Source organism: Mycobacterium sp. 23, assembly GCF_048287075.1.
In the GTDB taxonomy this organism is placed as follows: domain Bacteria; phylum Actinomycetota; class Actinomycetes; order Mycobacteriales; family Mycobacteriaceae; genus Mycobacterium; species Mycobacterium gordonae_B.
Window position 1 is genome coordinate 2,500,110 of sequence record NZ_JBLVUX010000005.1, and the last position, 17,368, is coordinate 2,517,477.

Annotated in this window: 20 protein-coding genes and 1 pseudogene; 10 read left to right on the forward strand and 11 right to left on the reverse strand. The window is 67.0% G+C overall.

The features are described from left to right. Nucleotides 1-1,215, forward strand: coding sequence for a hypothetical protein (locus ACNQS7_RS12845; protein ID WP_418012836.1), 1,215 nt, complete (start codon nt 1-3; stop codon nt 1,213-1,215). 75 nt (nt 1,216-1,290) lie between these two features. Here ACNQS7_RS12845 and ACNQS7_RS12850 read toward each other — a convergent pair whose 3' ends face one another. After that, entirely contained in the window at nt 1,291-2,091 is an 801-nt protein-coding gene (locus ACNQS7_RS12850) for a ParA family protein (protein ID WP_156452418.1), read from the reverse strand. An 87-nt stretch (nt 2,092-2,178) separates the two neighbouring features. Here ACNQS7_RS12850 and ACNQS7_RS12855 point away from each other — a divergent pair, with 87 nt between their 5' ends. The 3 genes from ACNQS7_RS12855 to ACNQS7_RS12865 are packed head-to-tail and all read left to right on the forward strand — an operon-like array spanning nt 2,179 to nt 4,363. Beyond that, nucleotides 2,179-2,790, forward strand: a complete 612-nt coding sequence (locus ACNQS7_RS12855) for an acid phosphatase (protein WP_418012837.1) — start codon at nt 2,179-2,181, stop codon at nt 2,788-2,790. After that, on the forward strand, nt 2,787-3,884 hold the full coding sequence (locus ACNQS7_RS12860; protein ID WP_418012838.1) for an isochorismate synthase: 1,098 nt from the start codon (nt 2,787-2,789) through the stop codon (nt 3,882-3,884). Before ACNQS7_RS12855 ends, ACNQS7_RS12860 begins: the two co-directional genes overlap by 4 nt. Next, nucleotides 3,881-4,363, forward strand: coding sequence for a GNAT family N-acetyltransferase (locus tag ACNQS7_RS12865; RefSeq protein WP_418012839.1), 483 nt, complete (start codon nt 3,881-3,883; stop codon nt 4,361-4,363). The genes ACNQS7_RS12860 and ACNQS7_RS12865 overlap by 4 nt, the downstream gene beginning before the upstream one ends. Here ACNQS7_RS12865 and ACNQS7_RS12870 read toward each other — a convergent pair. Next, the gene (locus ACNQS7_RS12870; protein WP_418012840.1) at nt 4,315-4,746 is read right to left on the reverse strand and encodes a hypothetical protein; all 432 of its coding nucleotides are present in this window, start codon (nt 4,744-4,746) and stop codon (nt 4,315-4,317) included. The genes ACNQS7_RS12865 and ACNQS7_RS12870 overlap by 49 nt on opposite strands. 122 nt (nt 4,747-4,868) lie before the next feature. On the opposite strand from ACNQS7_RS12870, the gene ACNQS7_RS12875 reads away from it, so the two are divergent. Together ACNQS7_RS12875 and whiB1 are read left to right on the forward strand one after the other, a co-directional pair. Further along, on the forward strand, nt 4,869-5,825 hold the full coding sequence (locus ACNQS7_RS12875) for a diacylglycerol/lipid kinase family protein (protein WP_418012841.1): 957 nt from the start codon (nt 4,869-4,871) through the stop codon (nt 5,823-5,825). Between the two features lie 291 nt (nt 5,826-6,116). Next, nucleotides 6,117-6,371 (forward strand): transcriptional regulator WhiB1, encoded by a 255-nt coding sequence (whiB1, locus tag ACNQS7_RS12880; protein ID WP_036353357.1) that lies wholly within the window; start codon nt 6,117-6,119, stop codon nt 6,369-6,371. Between the two features lie 57 nt (nt 6,372-6,428). On the opposite strand, the gene ACNQS7_RS12885 is transcribed toward whiB1, so the two are convergent. Both ACNQS7_RS12885 and ACNQS7_RS12890 read right to left on the reverse strand, forming a co-directional pair. Continuing rightward, entirely contained in the window at nt 6,429-7,931 is a 1,503-nt protein-coding gene (locus ACNQS7_RS12885; RefSeq protein WP_418012842.1) for a sensor histidine kinase, read from the reverse strand. A 21-nt stretch (nt 7,932-7,952) separates the two neighbouring features. Beyond that, nucleotides 7,953-8,168, reverse strand: coding sequence for a biotin/lipoyl-binding carrier protein (locus ACNQS7_RS12890; RefSeq protein WP_055577378.1), 216 nt, complete (start codon nt 8,166-8,168; stop codon nt 7,953-7,955). A 167-nt stretch (nt 8,169-8,335) separates the two neighbouring features. Between ACNQS7_RS12890 and ACNQS7_RS12895 the strand changes: the two genes are divergently transcribed. Continuing rightward, complete coding sequence (locus ACNQS7_RS12895) at nt 8,336-8,410, forward strand: 50S ribosomal protein bL37 (RefSeq protein ID WP_011728008.1); 75 nt, start codon at nt 8,336-8,338, stop codon at nt 8,408-8,410. A 3-nt stretch (nt 8,411-8,413) separates the two neighbouring features. Here ACNQS7_RS12895 and rsrA read toward each other — a convergent pair whose 3' ends face one another. Continuing rightward, nucleotides 8,414-8,713: a mycothiol system anti-sigma-R factor gene (gene rsrA, locus ACNQS7_RS12900; RefSeq protein WP_055577336.1), complete on the reverse strand. Its 300-nt coding sequence runs from the start codon at nt 8,711-8,713 to the stop codon at nt 8,414-8,416. Beyond that, nucleotides 8,710-9,366 (reverse strand): sigma-70 family RNA polymerase sigma factor, encoded by a 657-nt coding sequence (locus tag ACNQS7_RS12905; protein ID WP_418015974.1) that lies wholly within the window; start codon nt 9,364-9,366, stop codon nt 8,710-8,712. Before ACNQS7_RS12905 ends, rsrA begins: the two co-directional genes overlap by 4 nt. Before the next feature lie 255 nt (nt 9,367-9,621). On the opposite strand from ACNQS7_RS12905, the gene ACNQS7_RS12910 reads away from it, so the two are divergent. Both ACNQS7_RS12910 and ACNQS7_RS12915 read left to right on the forward strand, forming a co-directional pair. Continuing rightward, nucleotides 9,622-10,470, forward strand: coding sequence for an NAD(P)-dependent oxidoreductase (locus ACNQS7_RS12910; RefSeq protein WP_310784458.1), 849 nt, complete (start codon nt 9,622-9,624; stop codon nt 10,468-10,470). Between the two features lies 1 nt (nt 10,471). Further along, the gene (locus ACNQS7_RS12915) at nt 10,472-10,972 is read left to right on the forward strand and encodes an aminoacyl-tRNA deacylase (protein ID WP_418012843.1); all 501 of its coding nucleotides are present in this window, start codon (nt 10,472-10,474) and stop codon (nt 10,970-10,972) included. Here the strand turns inward: ACNQS7_RS12915 and ACNQS7_RS12920 are convergent. Genes ACNQS7_RS12920 through ACNQS7_RS12930 form a run of 3 tightly spaced genes read right to left on the reverse strand, consistent with a single transcriptional unit; the run spans nt 10,950 to nt 14,943 of the window. Beyond that, a complete protein-coding gene (locus ACNQS7_RS12920; protein ID WP_418012844.1) occupies nt 10,950-11,750 on the reverse strand; it encodes an alpha/beta fold hydrolase in 801 nt (266 codons plus the stop codon). The two genes, ACNQS7_RS12915 and ACNQS7_RS12920, sit on opposite strands and share 23 nt — an antisense overlap. Further along, the gene (locus tag ACNQS7_RS12925; protein WP_418012845.1) at nt 11,747-13,435 is read right to left on the reverse strand and encodes a PHA/PHB synthase family protein; all 1,689 of its coding nucleotides are present in this window, start codon (nt 13,433-13,435) and stop codon (nt 11,747-11,749) included. Before ACNQS7_RS12925 ends, ACNQS7_RS12920 begins: the two co-directional genes overlap by 4 nt. 2 nt (nt 13,436-13,437) lie before the next feature. Further along, on the reverse strand, nt 13,438-14,943 hold the full coding sequence (locus tag ACNQS7_RS12930; RefSeq protein ID WP_418012846.1) for a long-chain-fatty-acid--CoA ligase: 1,506 nt from the start codon (nt 14,941-14,943) through the stop codon (nt 13,438-13,440). A gap of 133 nt (nt 14,944-15,076) precedes the next feature. Here ACNQS7_RS12930 and ACNQS7_RS12935 point away from each other — a divergent pair, with 133 nt between their 5' ends. Next, nucleotides 15,077-16,267: a PucR family transcriptional regulator gene (locus ACNQS7_RS12935; protein WP_418012847.1), complete on the forward strand. Its 1,191-nt coding sequence runs from the start codon at nt 15,077-15,079 to the stop codon at nt 16,265-16,267. Between the two features lie 41 nt (nt 16,268-16,308). Here ACNQS7_RS12935 and ACNQS7_RS12940 read toward each other — a convergent pair. Both ACNQS7_RS12940 and ACNQS7_RS12945 read right to left on the reverse strand, forming a co-directional pair. Continuing rightward, nucleotides 16,309-16,463, reverse strand: a pseudogene (locus ACNQS7_RS12940) (undecaprenyl-diphosphatase); the annotation flags it as partial. Beyond that, nucleotides 16,463-17,341 (reverse strand): 3-hydroxyacyl-CoA dehydrogenase family protein, encoded by an 879-nt coding sequence (locus tag ACNQS7_RS12945; RefSeq protein ID WP_418012848.1) that lies wholly within the window; start codon nt 17,339-17,341, stop codon nt 16,463-16,465. The gene ACNQS7_RS12945 and the pseudogene ACNQS7_RS12940, both read right to left, overlap by 1 nt. Nucleotides 17,342-17,368 lie beyond the last annotated feature (27 nt).

The following is a 17,368-nucleotide window of genomic DNA, read 5'->3' on the forward strand; positions in this document are numbered from 1 at the left end:
GTGGTCCGACCCGAGCGCCGCACCAAGACCGACATTGCGGCCGCCGCGGCCATCGCGGTCGTCGTCGCGGTAGCCGCCTCGCTCATCTGGTGGACGAGTGACGCCCGGGCCACCATCAGTCGGCCGGCCGCGACGGCTGCGCCCACCGCTACCCAGGCCCGGGACGTTCCGGCGGCGCTGCACCAGCTCTGGACGGCCCCCAGCCCGGCCGCCCGGGTGCCCGTGGTGGTGGGCGGCACCATCGCCACCGGCAACGGTCGCGAGGTCCAGGGCCGCGACCCCGGCACGGGTCAGGTCCAGTGGAGTTACTCGCGCGATACCGACCTGTGCGGGGTGACATGGGTTTACCACTACGCAGTCGCCGTCTACAGGGACGACCGGGGCTGCGGTCAGGTCAGCACCATCGAGGGATCAACCGGGCGCCGCGGCCCGGCCCGCAGCAGCTACGCCGATCCGGCGGTGCGTCTGTCCTCGGACGGCACCACCGTGCTGTCGGCGGGCGACACCCGGCTGGAGATGTGGCGCTCGGACATGGTCCGGATGATGGCCTACGGCGAGACCGACGCCCGCGTGAAGCCGGTGAACCGGGGCCTGCACTCGGGCTGCACCCTGGAATCTGCGGCAGCCAGTTCGTCCTCGGTGGCGGTGCTCGAGGCCTGCGCGAACCAAGCCGACCTGAAGCTGATCCTGCTGCGACCCGGCAAGGAGGACGACGAGCCGCAACAGCAGGTGGTTCAGGAATCCGGGGTGCGCCCCGGCACCGGCGCACGGGTGGTAGTGGTCTCCCAGAACCGCGCCGCGGTGTACCTGCCGACACCGCAACCGCGCCTCGACGTGGTCGACGAAACCGGCACCACGGTGTCGAGCACGCTGTTGACCGGCCCGCCCTCGGCGTCGTCGGTGGTCTCCAATACCGGGAACCTGATCACCTGGTGGACCGGTGACGCGCTGCTGGTGTTGGACGCGACGACTCTGACCGCCCGCTACACGATCGCGGCCGGTGAGACCGCTGCCCCGCTCGGCCCGGGGGTGATGATGGCCGGTCAGCTGCTGGTGCCGGTCACCGGCGCGCTGGGGGTGTACGACCCGGTGAACGGCGAGGCCAGCCGCTATATCCCAGTGGAGCGGCAGCCGATCAATATGGCAGTGATCCCGGCGGTGTCAGGCTCGCGGGTGCTCGAGCAGCGCGGCGACACCCTGGTGGCTCTGGGCTGACTCACCTGCGCGAGCAGGCACAAAATCGCCCGGGAGCGTGCGCTCCGAGGCGATTTTGTGTCTGCTCGCGGGGAATCAGTACTCCACCGCGAAGGTCGGCAGCGCCTTGCCGGTCTTCCAGTGCTTGAGCAGCGCCTTGGCCAGGTCCCGATAGGCCAGCGCCCCCTTGTTCTTGCGGCCCGCCAGCACCGACGAACCCGACGCGCTGGCCTCGGCAAAGCGCACTGTTCGCGGGATCGGCGGCGCCAGCACCGGCAGCTCGTAGCGATCGGCGACATCGAGCAGCACGTCGCGGGTATGGGTGGTCCGCGAGTCGTAGAGCGTCGGGAGGGCGCCCAGCAACCGCAGATTCGGATTGGTGATCTGCTGGACGTCGGCCACGGTGCGCAGGAACTGACCCACCCCACGGTGCGCCAGCGTCTCGCACTGCAGCGGCACGATGACCTCGTCCGCGGCGGTCAGCCCGTTGAGCGTGAGCACCCCAAGCGAAGGCGGGCAGTCGATGATCACCACGTCGAAATCGTCGGCGAGCTTTGCCAGCGCCCGCTTGAGGGCGTACTCGCGTCCGGCCCGCATCAGCAGCATCGCCTCAGCACCCGCGAGGTCAATGTTGGCCGGCAGCAACGTCATTCCCTCGTCCGTCGTCACCAGCGCGGCGCTCGGTTCGACGTCGCCGAGCAGTACCTCATGGACGGAGACGGGCAGCTTGTCCGGATCCTGGCCCAACGAGAAGGTCAGACACCCCTGGGGGTCCAGATCGACGAGCAGCACTCGTTTTCCCTCGTCCACCATCGCCGCACCGAGGGAAGCGACCGTCGTCGTCTTGGCCACACCGCCCTTCTGGTTGGCTACCGCCAGTACCCGCATGTCACTCACAGTGCCCATCCTGGCACGGAACCCGTTGCCTCGTTCGGGTGGCGGGCCCGGCACGGCTCTCGGCGTGTCTCGGGCAGAATCGCGAGCATGGGCGTACAAGATCACCGGCTGGTGCTGTTGCGCCACGGGGAGACCGAATGGTCGAAATCGGGGCAGCACACCGGCCGCACCGACATCGAGCTGACCGGCGCCGGCCGGGAACAGGCGGAGTTCGCCGGGGTGGTGCTGGGCGACCTTCACCTCAAGCGCCCGATGGTGATCTGCAGCCCGCGCCGCCGGAGCCTGGTCACCGCCGACCTGGCCGGACTCATCGTCGACCAGGTCACGCCGCTGGTCGCCGAGTGGGACTACGGCGACTATGAGGGACTGACCACTCCGCAGATCCACGAAACCGACCCGGACTGGCTGGTGTGGACGCACGGCTGTCCCGGCGGGGAGAGCGTCGAGCAGGTCAGCGATCGCGCCGACCGGGCCATCGCTCTGGCGCTGGAGAACATGGAGTCACGCGACGTCCTCTTCGTGAGCCACGGCCACTTCTCCCGCGCAGTCATCACCCGGTGGTGCCAGTTCGATCTGGGTGAGGGCAGCCGCTTCGGCATGCCCACCGCCACCATCGCGATCTGCGGGTTCGAGCACGGCATCCGGCAACTCGCTCAGCTCGGCCTGAGCTGCCATCCGAAACCGTCTGCGATCGCGTGAGCCCCGAACCGGCGTTTGCGCTGACCGGGCCACGGGGGACGCTGGTCGCCGATCGGGCCCGTGACAGCTTCCCCGACATCGCCTCGGCGCAAGCGGCACTGCACACGGGTCGGGCCTCAATAGTGTTGGGCGCGTTGCCTTTCGATGTCACGCGACCGGCAGCGCTACTGACCCCGGACACCCTGCGCCGCCTCGATGCGCTGCCCGACTGGCGGACCGATCCGCTGCCGGCCGTTCGCATCGGCGCCGCCGTCCCGCCCAGTGACGAGCATCGCGACCGCATCAGGCGCGCCCGCGAACAGCTGGGGGCGCCGGACAATCCGCTGCGCAAGGTGGTGCTGGCCCGCGCGTTGCGGCTGTCCGCCGACGCTCCCCTCGACGGCCGCGCCGTCCTGCGGCGCCTCGTCGACGCCGACCCGACGGCGTACGGCTTTCTCACCGACCTGAGTGCGGCCGGCCCGGCCTACACGGGGGCGGCCCTGGTCGGCGCCAGCCCGGAACTGTTGGTCGCCAGATCCGGTGAACAGGTCGTGTGCCGGCCGTTCGCCGGTTCAGCGCCCCGCTCGGACGACCCCGACACCGACGCGGCCAATGGCGCCGCGCTGGCCGGATCCGACAAGAATCGCCACGAACACCAGTTGGTCATCGACACCATGCGCGCAGCGCTCGAGCCGCTGTGTGACGACCTGACCATCGCCGCCGAACCACAACTCAGCCGCACCGCGGCCGTCTGGCACCTGTGCACCCCGATTATCGGCCACCTTCGCGATACTTCAACCAGCGCAATCGATCTGGCTCTGGCGCTACACCCCACCCCGGCGGTCGGCGGGGTGCCGACCCGACAGGCGGTCGAGTTGATCGACGCCTTGGAGGGCGACCGCGGGTTCTACGCCGGAGCGGTGGGCTGGTGTGATGCGCGCGGCGACGGCTATTGGGTCGTGTCGATCCGGTGCGCCGAGTTGTCGGCCGACCGCCGCACCGCACTGGCCCGGGCGGGCGGCGGCATCGTCGCCGAATCCGACCCCGACGACGAAGTCGCGGAAACCACAACGAAATTCGCGACGATATTGAGAGCACTGGGAGTGCAGCAGTGACCGGGGAGATCCGTCAGGCCACACCGGGCGACGTTGCCGACATCACGGCCATGATCCACCAGCTCGCCGAGTTCGAGCACGCCGCCGACGAGTGCACCGTGACCGAAAAGCAGATCACCGCAGCACTTTTCGGAGATGCGCCGACGGTGCACGGGCACGTGGCCGAGTGCGACGGCCAGATCGCCGCGATGGCCCTGTGGTTTCTGAACTTCTCCACCTGGGACGGGGTGGCGGGCGTTTACCTCGAGGACCTCTACGTACGCCCGCGCTTTCGTCGACGCGGCTTGGCCCGCGGGCTGCTCGCTGCCCTGGCCTCCGAATGCGTGCGCAACGGCTACAGCAGGCTGTCGTGGGCGGTGCTCAATTGGAACACCGACGCGATCGCGCTGTACGACGGCGTCGGCGGGCAGCCGCAGACCGAGTGGACCACCTACCGGGTGTCGGGCCCCGAACTGGCCGCGCTGGCCGGACCGGGCTGATCCCGCCCGGCGGCCCACCGCACCGCCGGCCCACTGAACAGCAGCGCCAGGGTCACCAGCGCCACCAGCGCGACCGGAGTGCCGAACACCGGCCGGTGCGAACCGACCGCCAGGTACCAGGCCACCGGCAACAGCAGTAACTGCGTGAACACGGCCAGTCCCCGGCCCCAGCGCTTGCCCCTGACCAGGGCCAGCCCGGCCGCCAGCACCCCGCCCCCGATCACCGCGAACCACGCCGCCGTGCCCAATCCGTTGACGACATGCTGATCGGCACCGGCGAGGCCGCGGATCACCAGAATCACGGCCACCACCAACGCCGTGGCTCCCTGGGCCGCGACGATTAAGCCGGCACGACGGACGACAGACGGGGCGGGAACGGTCACAGCGCCAGCGTAGTCAGGCGGGCCCATTGCTCTCGAGATCGCCGTCGCGGTGGTGCCCTGAGCTCAAACCGCGACCCTGGCCGCAATCTCGTCGGGACCTGGCCCGCCTAAGCTCATCCATCATGCGTGCCATGTTGATCGTCAATCCGATTGCCACCACCATCACGCCGAGCGCCCGCCAACTGGTGGGGCACGCCCTGGGCAATCGCCTCGACCTCACCATCGAGCTCACCAATTACTCCGGTCACGCCGAGGAGCTCGGTCGCAAGGCCGTTGCCGACGAGTTCGATCTGGTCGTCGTGCACGGCGGCGACGGAACGGTCAACCAGGTGGTCAACGGCATGCTCGGCCGGCCCGGCTCCGCCCCGGCCGGACCGGTTCCGGCGCTGGGCATCATCCCCGGCGGCTCGGCGAACGTACTGGCCAGGGCGTTGGGCATCCCGCGAGACGCCTCCGGCGCGACCGACCAGCTCATCGCCCTGCTGAACGCCTACGAGCGCCACCACGAGTGGCGCCGCATCAGCCTGATCGACTGCGGCGAGATATATGCGCTGGTCAACGCCGGCATGGGGGTAGACGCGGAAGTGGTCCAGGCGGTCGAAGAAGAGCGGAAGAAGGGTCACAAGATCACCCCGCTGCGCTACTGGCGGGTGGCCACCCCGGTCTCGGTGAGGTTCAGCCGCCGCGAGCCCAACCTGATCCTGGAGCGGCCCGACCACGAGCCCGTCTCCGGCGTCCACTTCGTCTGGGTGTCCAACACCAGCCCGTGGACCTACAGCGACGATCGGCCGATGGTCACCAACCCGGGCTGCAGCTTCGAGACCGGCCTGGGGCTGTTCGCGCTCACCAGCATGAAGCTGATACCTACCCTGCGACTGCTGCGCCAGCTGCTCGCCAAGCGACCGAAGCTGGAAGCCCAACAGCTCATCCGGGACGATGACATCAGCCACGTCCGCGTGAGCACGATGGCGGGGCCGGCCGCCTGCCAGTACGACGGCGAATACCTCGGGCTGCGCGAAACCATGACCTTCCGGGCCGTCCCGGCCGCCTTGGCGGTCGTCGCGCCGCCGTCAAAATAACGTCGCTGAGCTGCGGAAATCGAAGATGTGACAAGCCCGCGACAAAAATGTGGGGCGAAATTTCCCGAGTAGTGTAGTACAACGGAGTAAGGGCTTGTGTAAGAGTTCGATGAAGTGAGATACCCCACGGGCCCGCGTAACACTATTGACATCTGTTGAGCCTGTGAAACGATCAAAAGGTTGCATGCAGAAATATGCAGAGGTACGGAAACCTTTCTTGAGCACGCTCAACAGCCAAGAAGAAAAATGCCCGTGCGCAGTGCTGCGCACTTAGTGAGGGAGTAGCAACTAATGGATTGGCGCCACAGGGCGGTCTGCCGTGACGAGGATCCGGAGCTGTTCTTCCCGGTTGGGAACAGCGGCCCGGCACTCGCGCAGATCGCTGACGCGAAACTGGTCTGTAATCGGTGTCCGGTGACCACAGAGTGTCTCGGATGGGCTCTGAATACTGGTCAGGACTCGGGCGTCTGGGGTGGGATGAGCGAAGACGAGCGGCGCGCACTCAAGCGTCGCAACGCCCGGACGAAGGCCCGCAGCGGAGTCTGACAACTCAGCTAAGTAGCTCTACGGCCCCGATTTCATCGGGGCCGTATTGCTGCGCGCCTAAACCAGCAACCGCCCCATCCGGCCGATCGGAACCCGCAGCACCACGTCGGTGCCGCGATCGGGGCCTTCTCGCATCCCCAGGGAGCCGTCCAGCTCCGCGGACACCAGCGTCCGCACGATCTGCAGCCCCAGGCTGTCCGACTTCTCCAGGCTGAACCCGTCCGGCAGGCCACGCCCGTCGTCGTGCACCACGACGTCCAGCCACCGCGCCGAGCGTTCGGCGCGAATGGTCACCGATCCCCCGGTGGCCGACGGATCGAACGCGTGCTCGATCGCGTTCTGCACCAGTTCGGTGATCACCATGATCAGCGCCGTCGCCCGGTCGGAGTCCAGCACCCCCAGGTCGCCCACCCGGTTGATCCGGATCGGCCGGTCCACCGAGGCCACGTCGTTCATGATCGGCAGGATCCGGTCGATGACCTCGTCCAGATTCACCTGCTCGTCCACCGACATCGACAAAGCGTCGTGCACCAGCGCGATCGACGACACCCGGCGCACCGACTCGATCAAAGCCTCGCGCCCCTCGGCGTTGACGGTGCGGCGGGCCTGCAGCCGCAACAGGGCCGCCACCGTCTGCAGGTTGTTCTTCACCCGGTGGTGAATCTCACGGATGGTGGCGTCCTTGGAAATCAGCGCGCGGTCGCGCCGTTTCACCTCGGTGACGTCGCGGATCAGGATCGCCGCACCAACGTTCTCACCGTGGACCACCAGCGGCAATGTCCGCAGCAGCACGGTGGCGCCGCCGGCGTCCACCTCCATCCGCATGCTGGACCCGCCGGCCAGCAGGTTGAGCACGTGTTCGGCAACCTCCTGAGCCTCGAACGGGTCCGAGATCAGCGGACGGGTGACCTTGATGAGGTTGTGGCCTTCCAGTTCACTCGTCAGGCCCATCCGGTGGTAGGCCGACAACGCATTAGGACTGGCGTAGGCGACGATGCCCTCCACATCGAGTCGGATGAACCCGTCGCCCGCCCTCGGGGTGGAACGGGACATGGCGACGTCGCCGACGTCGGGGAAGGTGCCCTCGGCGATCATGTGCAGCAGGTCGACGGCGCACTCCCGGTACGCGGTTTCCAGGTGGCCCGACATGCGCTGCGCGGCCGACTCGGTCTGGTGCTGGGTGAGCACCGCCACCACTTGGCCGCCGTAACGCACCGGGGAAGCCGCGATGTTGGGGCCTGGCAATTGCCACGAATGGTTTTCTGCCGCTTCGCTTTCCTGAATAGTGACCCCGGAGCTGAACGTTTCAGCGACCAGCGGCAGCCGGTCGGCCGAGACGACGCTGCCGACCGCGTCGGTCTGCAGCACTGTAGGCGAGGTGTTGGGCCGGCACTGCGCCACGCACACCAGCATGCCGTCGTCCCGGTGGACCCACATCAGGTAATCGGCAAAGGACAGGTCGGCCAGCAGCTGCCACTCCCCCACCACGGCGTGCAGGTGATCGACGGCGTTGCCGGGCAGGACGGTGTGCTCGGCGAGCAGATTACCGAGAGTGGACATGCAGTAAGTGACGCCTGACGGCTAGCTGATCACGGCTATGAGGTCGCCGGCCTGGATCACGTCACCGACGGCAACGCTCACCCTGCTGATGGTTCCGGCGACCTCGGCCAGCACCGGGATCTCCATCTTCATGGATTCCAGCAGCACCACGACGTCACCCTGGCCGATTTGGTCGCCTTCGTTGACCACGACTTCGAGCACGCTGGCCACGATCTCGGCGCGGACCTCCTCGGACATCATCACCCCACTCGTATCGGCCGATTCTGCGTATATCGAACCATAAGGCGGGTCAGGGTGGCGCCGCGCGGGCTAATGAGGGCGCGTCGCCGGTCTCATGAGACACTGGAGGGCAACCCGGCGGCCGGTGTGCCGCCCAGCTCATTCAGACGAAACGAGGTTCCATCATGGCCAAGCGTGGCCGCAAGAAGCGTGACCGCAAGCACAGCAAGGCCAACCACGGCAAGCGCCCCAACGCCTAAACCTCAGGCCTGAAACTCTCCCCGGACGATCGTCGTCCGGCGGATTTCCAGCCGTAGGCGCTCGCGCAGCGTGTCGGGCGCCTTCTCACCACTGCATTTGGTCGCGATCAGGGCTTTGAGCCGCTCCTCGATGCCGTAATGCTGAAAGCATCCGGGGCATGCCTCGAGGTGCCGGCGCAGGCTTTCCTTCTTCTCAGGGGTGCACTCGCCGTCGAGCAGCGTCCATACCTCGGCGATCACCTCGGCACAGCCGAAGGCACCGTGGTCATCGTGCTCGCTGGGTCGGCCGCAGGACTCACTCATGACGACACCTCCTCGTGTGCCTGCTCACCGCGGGTGAAACCACGATCCTTGGCCACGTCAGCCAGCAACTCGCGCAGCTGACGGCGGCCCCTGTGCAGCCGGGACATCACGGTACCGATCGGCGTTCCCATGATCTCGGCGATCTCTTTATACGGAAACCCTTCGACGTCCGCGTAGTAAACCGCCATCCGGAACTCTTCCGGCAGCGCTTGCAGCGCCTCTTTGATCTCGGTGTCCGGCAGCGACTCGAGTGCCTCGACCTCCGCCGAGCGCAATCCGGTCGAGGTGTGCTCCGCGTTGGCAGCCAGCTGCCAGTCGGTGATCTCCTCGGTCGGATACTCCGACGGCTGCCGCTGTTTTTTGCGGTAGCTGTTGATGTAGGTGTTGGTCAGAATCCGGTACAGCCACGCCTTGAGATTGGTGCCCTCGCGGAACGAACGGAATCCGGCGTACGCCTTCACCATCGTCTCCTGCAGCAGGTCCTCGGCGTCGGCCGCATTGCGCGTCATGCGCAGCGCACCGCCGTAGAGCTGGTCGAGCAGCGGAATCGCGTCGCGTTCGAAGCGCGCCGTCAGCTCGGCGTCGGTCTCGTCAGGCTTGGGCGGCCCGTTCGTGGCACCGTCTAGCCCGGTCTCGCCATCGATGTCGGCCATCTTGATTAATACGGTCCCTTCGGTTGCGGTGTCGCCGGGGCGCGCAAACCACGCCACCGGACTCGCAAGGAAGCGATCCAACCGCTCCGCACCCAAGAGGCTCGTCGCAGTTGACACCGAACTCCCTCCTTCAATCTAAAGGCCGCCACCGAACCGTGCAGTCACCGCCTCTCATAACGGCAATTTCCGGCGCGCTATTTCCGGCGTGTGATCCCGCGCACGGGCTCAATAGCAGGTGGCGTTAATGTGACGGCCATGTCTCTCAACGGCAAAACCATGTTCATCTCCGGCGCCAGCCGCGGTATCGGCCTGGCGATCGCCAAGCGCGCCGCCCAAGACGGCGCCAACATCGCCCTGATCGCAAAGACGGCCGAGCCGCACCCGAAGCTTCCCGGCACGGTGTACACCGCCGCCAAGGAACTCGAGGAAGCGGGCGGACAGGCCCTGCCGATCGTCGGGGACGTCCGCGACCCGGACTCCGTGGAGTCCGCCGTCGCCAAGACCGTCGAGCAGTTCGGCGGCATCGACATCTGCGTCAACAACGCCTCGGCCATCAACCTGGGGTCGATCCTCGAGGTGCCGATGAAGCGCTTCGACCTGATGAACGGGATCCAGGTGCGTGGCACCTACGCCGTGTCGCAGGCCTGTCTCCCGCACCTGAAGGGCCGGGAGAACCCGCACATCCTGACGCTGTCGCCCCCGGTCCTGCTGGGTAAAGAGTGGCTGAAGCCGACGGCATACATGATGGCCAAGTTCGGTATGACGTTGTGCGCCTTGGGAATCGCGGAGGAGATGCGCGAAGAGGGCATCGCGTCCAACACTTTGTGGCCGCGCACGCTGGTGGCCACCGCAGCGGTGCAGAACCTGCTCGGCGGGGACGAGGCCATGGCGCGTGCCCGCAAGCCCGAGGTGTACTCCGACGCCGCCTACGTCATCCTCAACAAGCCGTCCCGGGAGTACACCGGCAACATGGCGCTATGCGAGGACGTGCTGCTCGAGTCCGGCGTCAGCGACCTGTCGGTCTACGACTGCGTGCCGGGCGGGAAGCTCGGCGTCGACTTCTGGGTGGACGGCGTCAACCCGCCGGGGTATACCCAGCCCTGACGTGGCTGGCCCGACATTGGGCGCCGCGACACCGGCTTTGGCGGCACTGACCAAAGCCGGTGTGCCGCACCGGGTGGTGAAGAACGACCACGATTCCCGCGAACGCTCGTTCGGCGCCGAAGCGGTCAGTGCGCTGACTGAGTCGGGAAACATTGCGGCAGAACAGATTTACAAGACGCTGATCATCGCGGTGCCCGGCGGCCTGGCAGTTGCCATCCTGCCGGCGTCGTCGAAGTTGTCGCTGAAGGCAGCCGCCGGGGCGCTGGGCGTCGGGAAGGCCGCCATGGCCGAACCCGCGGTCGCCGAACGAACCACCGGCTACGTGCTGGGTGCGGTGTCGCCGTTCGGGCAGCGCAAGCGGCTGCCGACCGTGCTGGATGCCGGGGCGCTGGCCTGGGAGACCATGTACTGCAGCGCGGGCCGCCGCGGTTGGGACGTGGCGGTTGCGCCACAGGATCTGATCCGGTTGACCGGCGCCGTCACCGCCCCGATCCAGGCTTAGCGGTCAGGAAACCCTCGATGACGGGCGCCAGCTCGGCGGCGTTGTGCACCACGTCGATATGCCCGCCCGAGTGCAGGTGCAGACGGGCATGGGGAAGCAACCGGTGCATGATGTGCGCGTTGATCACCGGGATGATCGGGTCGTCGGTGCCCGCCACGATCAACGTCTGCTGCCGTACCGCCCGCAACGCGAACAGGCTGGTCCACACCGAGCCCGCGAGCAGCTGATGCAGGTAGCCGACCTTGGAACCGGCATGCAACTGCTTGACGAACAGCCGCGCCACGTCCTCACCATGGGCGCGGACGGTGCCGCCGTAGAGCTCACCGGCGATGTAGGCCGCGTAATCGGGATCCGAGAAGCGGCGCGGAGTAACCATTTTCGCCAGCACGCGCGGGTGCGCAGGCACCATCAGCGCTCCGGTTCCGGTCGCCACCAGGACCAGCCGCCGGCACCGCCGCGGATTCTGAAACGCGAACTGCTGCGCCAACGCGCCACCCCAGGACAGGCCGAGGATGTCAACCACGCCGAAATCCAGCTTCGTCAGCACCCGACCCACTACCCATGCGAGGTAGGGAAAGCCGTAGGGCAGCGGCGAAGTCGGCGATCCCCCGGTGCCCGGGACGTCGAATCTGATTACCGGACAACCGAATTGCTCGACCAGAGGATCCAGTACCTCGAGACTGGCGCCGATACCGTTGCACAGCACCAGCGGCACCCCGGTTCCGGGCCGAACCTCGACCCGGATCCGCTGGCCGCCCGCCGTGACGTAGTGGCTCACTTTTCCATCACATAACTGCCGGGCGCCGGCCCCAACGGCGGAAGGCCCTCCCCACCCAGGGCTTTCGGAGCGTCGATCTCAGGCCCGCTGCGGTCGGCCAGCCAGGCCACGTAATGCGGCCACCAGGAGTCGGCGAATTTCTCGGCGGTGTCGAGCCAGTGTTGTGGATCCTCCTCGCCCACCGGACCGACCCGGTAGGACGCCTTCGGATTGCCCGGCGGGTTGACCAGGGCCGCGATGTGACCGCTGGTGGACAACACGTAACTGTTGTCCTTGCTGCCCAGCAGGCGCGCACTGCGAAAGGTGGCCTGCCACGGTGAGATGTGGTCGGCGACGCCGCCGATCACGTAGGCGTCCGAGGTGACCTTGCCCAGGTCGACCGGACTACCCAACATGCTCACCGCCCCGGGGGTCAGCAGCGCGTTCCGCAGCCCCATCAACACCATGTCGCGGTGCAGCGCGGCGGCCATCCGGGTGGTGTCGGCGTTCCAGAACAACACGTCGAACGCTGCGGGCTTACGGCCTTGCACGTAGTTGTTCACCACGTATCGCCACACCAGATCGGTGGGGCGTAGCCAGGCGAACATCTCCGCCATGTCGCGGCCGTCGAGGAATCCCTTCTTCGCCGACACCCGAATCGCGGCCTGCGCCGCCCGTTCGCTCATCGCCGCCGCGGCAACGCCGGCCCGGGTCTCGTCGAGGACGGTGACGGCCAGCGTCAGGCCCGCGACCCGGTCACCCTCACCGATATCGGCCAGGTGGGCAGCCGTCATGGCGGCGAGGATGCCGCCCGAGCAGGTGGCCAGCAGATGGGTGCTGTCGGTCCCGGCGATTTGCTGCACGGCGTCCATCGCCTCGATGATCGCCGCGCCGTAGGCGTCGAATCCCCAATCCCGGTGCCTGCCCTGGGGATTGCGCCATGAGATGACGAACACCTGTTGGCCTTGGCTGACGAAGTATTCGATCATGCTGCGGCCGGGCGCGATGTCCATGACGTAGTACTTGTTGATCACCGGCGGCACCATGAGCAGCGGGATCGCCCGTACCTTCGTGGTCTGCGGGGCGTACTGGATGAGTTCGAACATTGAGGTTTGCAGCACCACAGCACCCTTGGTGACGGCCACCGTCTCGCCCACCACATAGGCGTCAGGCTCAACCATCGCCGGCACGCGCGGCTTCGAAAGCATGTCCCGGGCAAAGGCTTTGAGGCCGCGCACGGCGCTCAGCCCACCGGTGTCGATCAGTGCCTTCCAGCCGAGCGGACTGATCAGCGGGTTGTTGCTCGGGGCCAGGCCCTCGACCACGTTGTCGAGGACGAACTGCATCCTTTCCTTGTCGCGCCAGTCGAGTGCGGCGTCGTCCAGCAGTTCGCCGGCCGTCTCGGCCCCGGCCAGGTAGGCCTGCATGATTCGGTGCAGCAGTGGATTCTCCTGCCACGCAGGGTCGCTGAACCGTTTGTCCGCGCGCGCCGGGGCGCGTTGCGACTTGCCTGCGGTGATTCTGCCGAGTTCACGGGTCAGCGTGCCGACCCGGTCCGCGATGGCGCCCGGATGTTGCGCGAGGCTTCCGGCGACCCGCGCCCAAGTGGCGTCGGGCATCATCCGACTGGCGAAGGGCCGGGTGGCGCTGGTGAGCAACAGGTCCAGCGGGGCGGCCAGTTCGTCTGGTTTGTGTTGAGTGGCCATGGTTATCGGGTGCTTTCGGTGGTAGGGACGGTGATGTCGCGCTTCTGGACCTTGCCGGTGGGGCCCTTGGGCAGCTCGTCGACGAGCCAGACCAGGCGCGGGTACTTATAGGCGGCGACCCGGCTCTTGACGTGGTCGCGCAGTTCCTCGGCGGTCACCGCGCTGTCCTTCTTCAGGGCGACCGCGGCGCCGACTTCCTCGCCGAGCGAGTCGTGCGGGATGCCGACGACGGCGGCTTGGGCCACCGCCGGGTGCTCGTAGAGCACTTCCTCGATCTCCCGGGGATAGACGTTGTATCCGCCGCGGATGATCAGGTCCTTGATGCGGTCGACGATGTAGTAGAAGCCGTGTTCGTCGACACGTCCCACGTCGCCGGTGTGCAGCCAGCCGTCCTCGGTGATGGTGGCCCGGGTGGCTTCCGGCAGATTCCAGTAGCCCTTCATCACGTTGTGGCCCCGGATCTGGATCTCCCCGGTCTCCCCTTGCGCAACCTCGGCCCCGGTCAGGTCGACGACCCGCATTTCCACCCCGTCGATGGGCGTGCCGATGGAACCGGGCTTGCGCGGTCGGTCAGGATGATTGAAAGCGGCCGCCGAGGAGCTTTCGGAGAGTCCGTAGCCCTCGAGAACGGTGCAGCCGAAGGTTGTTTCGAAATCGACGAGAACCTGCACGGGCAGCGCGGCGCCGCCGGACACGCAGGTCCGCAGAGTCCGCGTCCCCGCCGCCGCGTCGGCGGCACCGAGCAGCGCGGAGTACATCGTCGGCACGCCTTCGAAGACCGTCACGCCGTCGCGCTCGATCACCTCGAGAGCCTTGCGCGGGTCGAACCGGGGTATCAGCGTCAACGTCGCACCCGCGCGCACCGCGCTGTTGAGCGCTCCCGTCAACCCGAAGACGTGAAACAGCGGCAGGCAGCCCATCACCACATCGTCGGGCCCGATCTTCGCCAGGGTGCGCACCGTGACGTCGGCGTTGTGACCGATGTTGCCGTGAGTAAGCATGGCGCCCTTGGGTTTTCCAGTAGTGCCGGAAGTGTGCACGATGACTGCTACATCGTCGGCGGCCCGCTGGACCGGACCGGTTTGAGCGGGCAGGTCGGCGATCAGCTCGGCCAGTCCGGCGTCGTCGACGAGCCAGCACCGGGCTCCGACCTCGTCGGCCCCGGCGGTGGCCTCCGCAGCGAAGGCGGGCGTGGCGAACAACGCGGTGGCACCGCTGTTGGACAGGTAGTAGGAAACCTCGCGGGACTTGAGCAGCGGGTTCATCGGCACGGCGACGGCGCCCCGGTACATGATCCCGAAGAACGCGATGGCGTAGGCGGGGGTGTTGGGCAGCATCAGGCCGACCCGGTCGCCGGGCTGGATGCCGGCCCGCTCGAGCAGTGTCGCAACCCGCGATGCCGCGGCGTCGAACTCGGCGAAGGTGAACTGCAGGTCGTCGCAGCGCAGGGCCACGCGGTCGGGGTAAAAGTCTTTCGACACAACGAGATTGGCGCTCAATGCGGTCATGGGTCTGCCTCCGGGAAGTGCTTTTCTGGGCCTGACTCCAGCGTCGTGCCGGCGGCCTCGAACGACAATGTCCCCGCCAACAACGTGAAACCCGGTTCGGTGTTCCCGCGCACAACAGGCTTAAGGTTTGACCATGGGCGTCGGCACGACGGTGGACCCACACGTCATCGAACTCGGCAGGCTGATGCTGGCCCGCGCTCCGAGTCTGGGTGAAGCCATGGCCGAACAGTTGTGCCGCGAGATCGACGCTTACAGCGACGGGACCGTCGTGTCGAAGGACGAGGTACGCGAAAGCTGCGTCGCCAACCTGACATTCATCTTCGACTCGCTCGCCAGTGATTCCGACGGCGGCGCGGACGTGGCGCCCGCCGAGCGCACCGGCACCGCGCGGGCGATCAGCGGTGTGCCGCTGCCGGCGGTGATGACCGCGTACCGCATCGGCTTTCGCTTCATGTGGGAGCAGACCCTCGCCGTCGCACGCGAGGCAGCTATACCCACCGACTCCATTCTGAATGCGACCTCTCGGGTCTTCTTTGCCCAGGAGAGGTTCACCCAGGCGATGAGCGACGCCTACCGGGAACAGCTGACGGTGCAGATCCTGGAGCGGGAGGAGGAACGCTCGGCGCTGGTGGAAGCGCTGCTGTTGCGGCGGATGACCGACCGGCAGAGCCTGTGGGAGGCTGCGGACCTGTTACGGCTGCCCACCTCGGGGCCGTACGTCGTGGTGGCGGCGGAACTGCCGGCGATCGGCAAGCTCGGTCTGCCGGCCATCGAGAACAGGCTGTCCGCCCGCGACATTCGGTCCGCCTGGCGACTGCTGCCCGAACTTCAGGTCGGCATCGTCCATCTCCGGGAACCGGCGCACACCCTCGACACCCTGGTGGAGGTGCTTGGGCAGGCCGCCGCGGCCCGGGTCGGAATCAGTCCGCCGTTCCACGAACTGCCCGAGACCGCAGACGCGTTGCGCTATGCCCGGCTGGCGGTCGCCGGTAACTCCCCCGAACTGGTGACCGTCTTCGATGACACCCCACTTGCCCTCGCGGCGGTCAGTGCACCCGAGGTCATGATGCGCATCAGATCCTCGGTACTGGGTCGGCTGGACGGCATGCCGACCGAGGAACGGGCCATCCTGGTCGACACCTTCCGTGCCTGGCTGGCCGCCGGCGGCTCTGCCAATGAGACTGCGGCACGGATCTATTGCCACCCGAACACGGTGCGGCACCGGCTGCGTCGCATCGAGGAGTTGACCGGCCGGACGCTCACCCGCCCCAAAGACGTCGCAGAACTCTGTCTCGCGTTCGAAGTAGATCAGCGGCTGCCGTGACGTGTCAGCGCACGGCCAGCCAGACCAGGCTGGCGGGCCCCGACGTGAACTCCGACGATGAACGCCAGATAGGGCGACTGCGGCGCCGTCACGTTCAGGTCTTCGCATGTCCGAGGCTGGACACCGGAAATAATTCGGTGACCCCCTGGAATCCGCCGACGACGATGGCCTCGGCAAAGCTCAAGTGCGCGAACACTATTGAGTCTTTTGCCAGTCGTAGAAACCTTCGCCCGTCTTGACGCCCAGCTTGCCCGCGTCGACGTAGGACTGGAGCAGGTCGCGCACGCTTTGCGGCAGGTGCGGAAACTCCTGCGCGTAGTTGTTCTCGATGTCGAGCACCACGTCCAGTCCGACCAGGTCCATCATCTGGAAAGGCCCCACCGGGAAGCCAAAATTGACCTTCCAAATGCCGTCGACATCTTCGGGGCGGGCGACCCCCTCGGCGACGACGGCGACGCATTCGCGCTTGATGGCCGCCCAGACCCGGTTGAAGATGAACCCGGTGCACTCCTTGCGGGCTTCGAACGGATGCACCCCGAATTCGGGTAGCACGGCCAGCAGAGTGTCGAGCAGACCACGGTCAGTCTGGCCGTCCGACATCAGTTCCAGAGCGTTGAACTCAGGCGGCATATTGAAGTGCGTGTTGCACAGCCGTGTCTTGTCCCTGATGTGTTCGGTCATCAGCCGCGACGGGTAGGACGACGAGTTGGTGCCGAAGATAGTGTCCGGCGGTGCGGCCTGGTCGATCTCGCCCCACAGCGGGATCTTGATGTCCAGCCGCTCGGGGACAGACTCGACGGCGAGCCACGCTCCGTCCAGAGCCTCGGGCAGCGTCGCAACCCCGAGGACGGTGCCTATCTCACCGAAACCTCTGTCTTGCAATAGCTTCGGCAGATTATCGGTCACATACTGGCACGCTTCGGCCCGTTGCTCAGGGCGCCGGGCGTAGATCCGGACCGTCCCTCCTCGGCTCGCCATCATCAGCGCGATGCGGCGGCCCAGGGTGCCCGCGCCGATCACCGCGACGGGACGGTCCTGGATTTCTTCGAACGTGTGGGTGTACTTGCCGGTCACATATGCATGTTAGAGGCCAGTCCCGGA

Coding starts and splice junctions, on each gene's coding strand:
- ACNQS7_RS12855 (WP_418012837.1), top strand. CDS start 2,179: ATGGGCGTACAAGATCACCGGCTGGTGCTGTTGCGCCACGGGGAGACC.
- ACNQS7_RS12905 (WP_418015974.1), bottom strand. CDS start 9,366: ATGGCCGACATCGATGGCGAGACCGGGCTAGACGGTGCCACGAACGGG.
- whiB1 (WP_036353357.1), top strand. CDS start 6,117: ATGGATTGGCGCCACAGGGCGGTCTGCCGTGACGAGGATCCGGAGCTG.
- ACNQS7_RS12925 (WP_418012845.1), bottom strand. CDS start 13,435: ATGGCCACTCAACACAAACCAGACGAACTGGCCGCCCCGCTGGACCTG.
- ACNQS7_RS12910 (WP_310784458.1), top strand. CDS start 9,622: ATGTCTCTCAACGGCAAAACCATGTTCATCTCCGGCGCCAGCCGCGGT.
- rsrA (WP_055577336.1), bottom strand. CDS start 8,713: ATGAGTGAGTCCTGCGGCCGACCCAGCGAGCACGATGACCACGGTGCC.
- ACNQS7_RS12875 (WP_418012841.1), top strand. CDS start 4,869: ATGCGTGCCATGTTGATCGTCAATCCGATTGCCACCACCATCACGCCG.
- ACNQS7_RS12930 (WP_418012846.1), bottom strand. CDS start 14,943: ATGACCGCATTGAGCGCCAATCTCGTTGTGTCGAAAGACTTTTACCCC.
- ACNQS7_RS12890 (WP_055577378.1), bottom strand. CDS start 8,168: ATGTCCGAGGAGGTCCGCGCCGAGATCGTGGCCAGCGTGCTCGAAGTC.
- ACNQS7_RS12885 (WP_418012842.1), bottom strand. CDS start 7,931: ATGTCCACTCTCGGTAATCTGCTCGCCGAGCACACCGTCCTGCCCGGC.
- ACNQS7_RS12935 (WP_418012847.1), top strand. CDS start 15,077: ATGGGCGTCGGCACGACGGTGGACCCACACGTCATCGAACTCGGCAGG.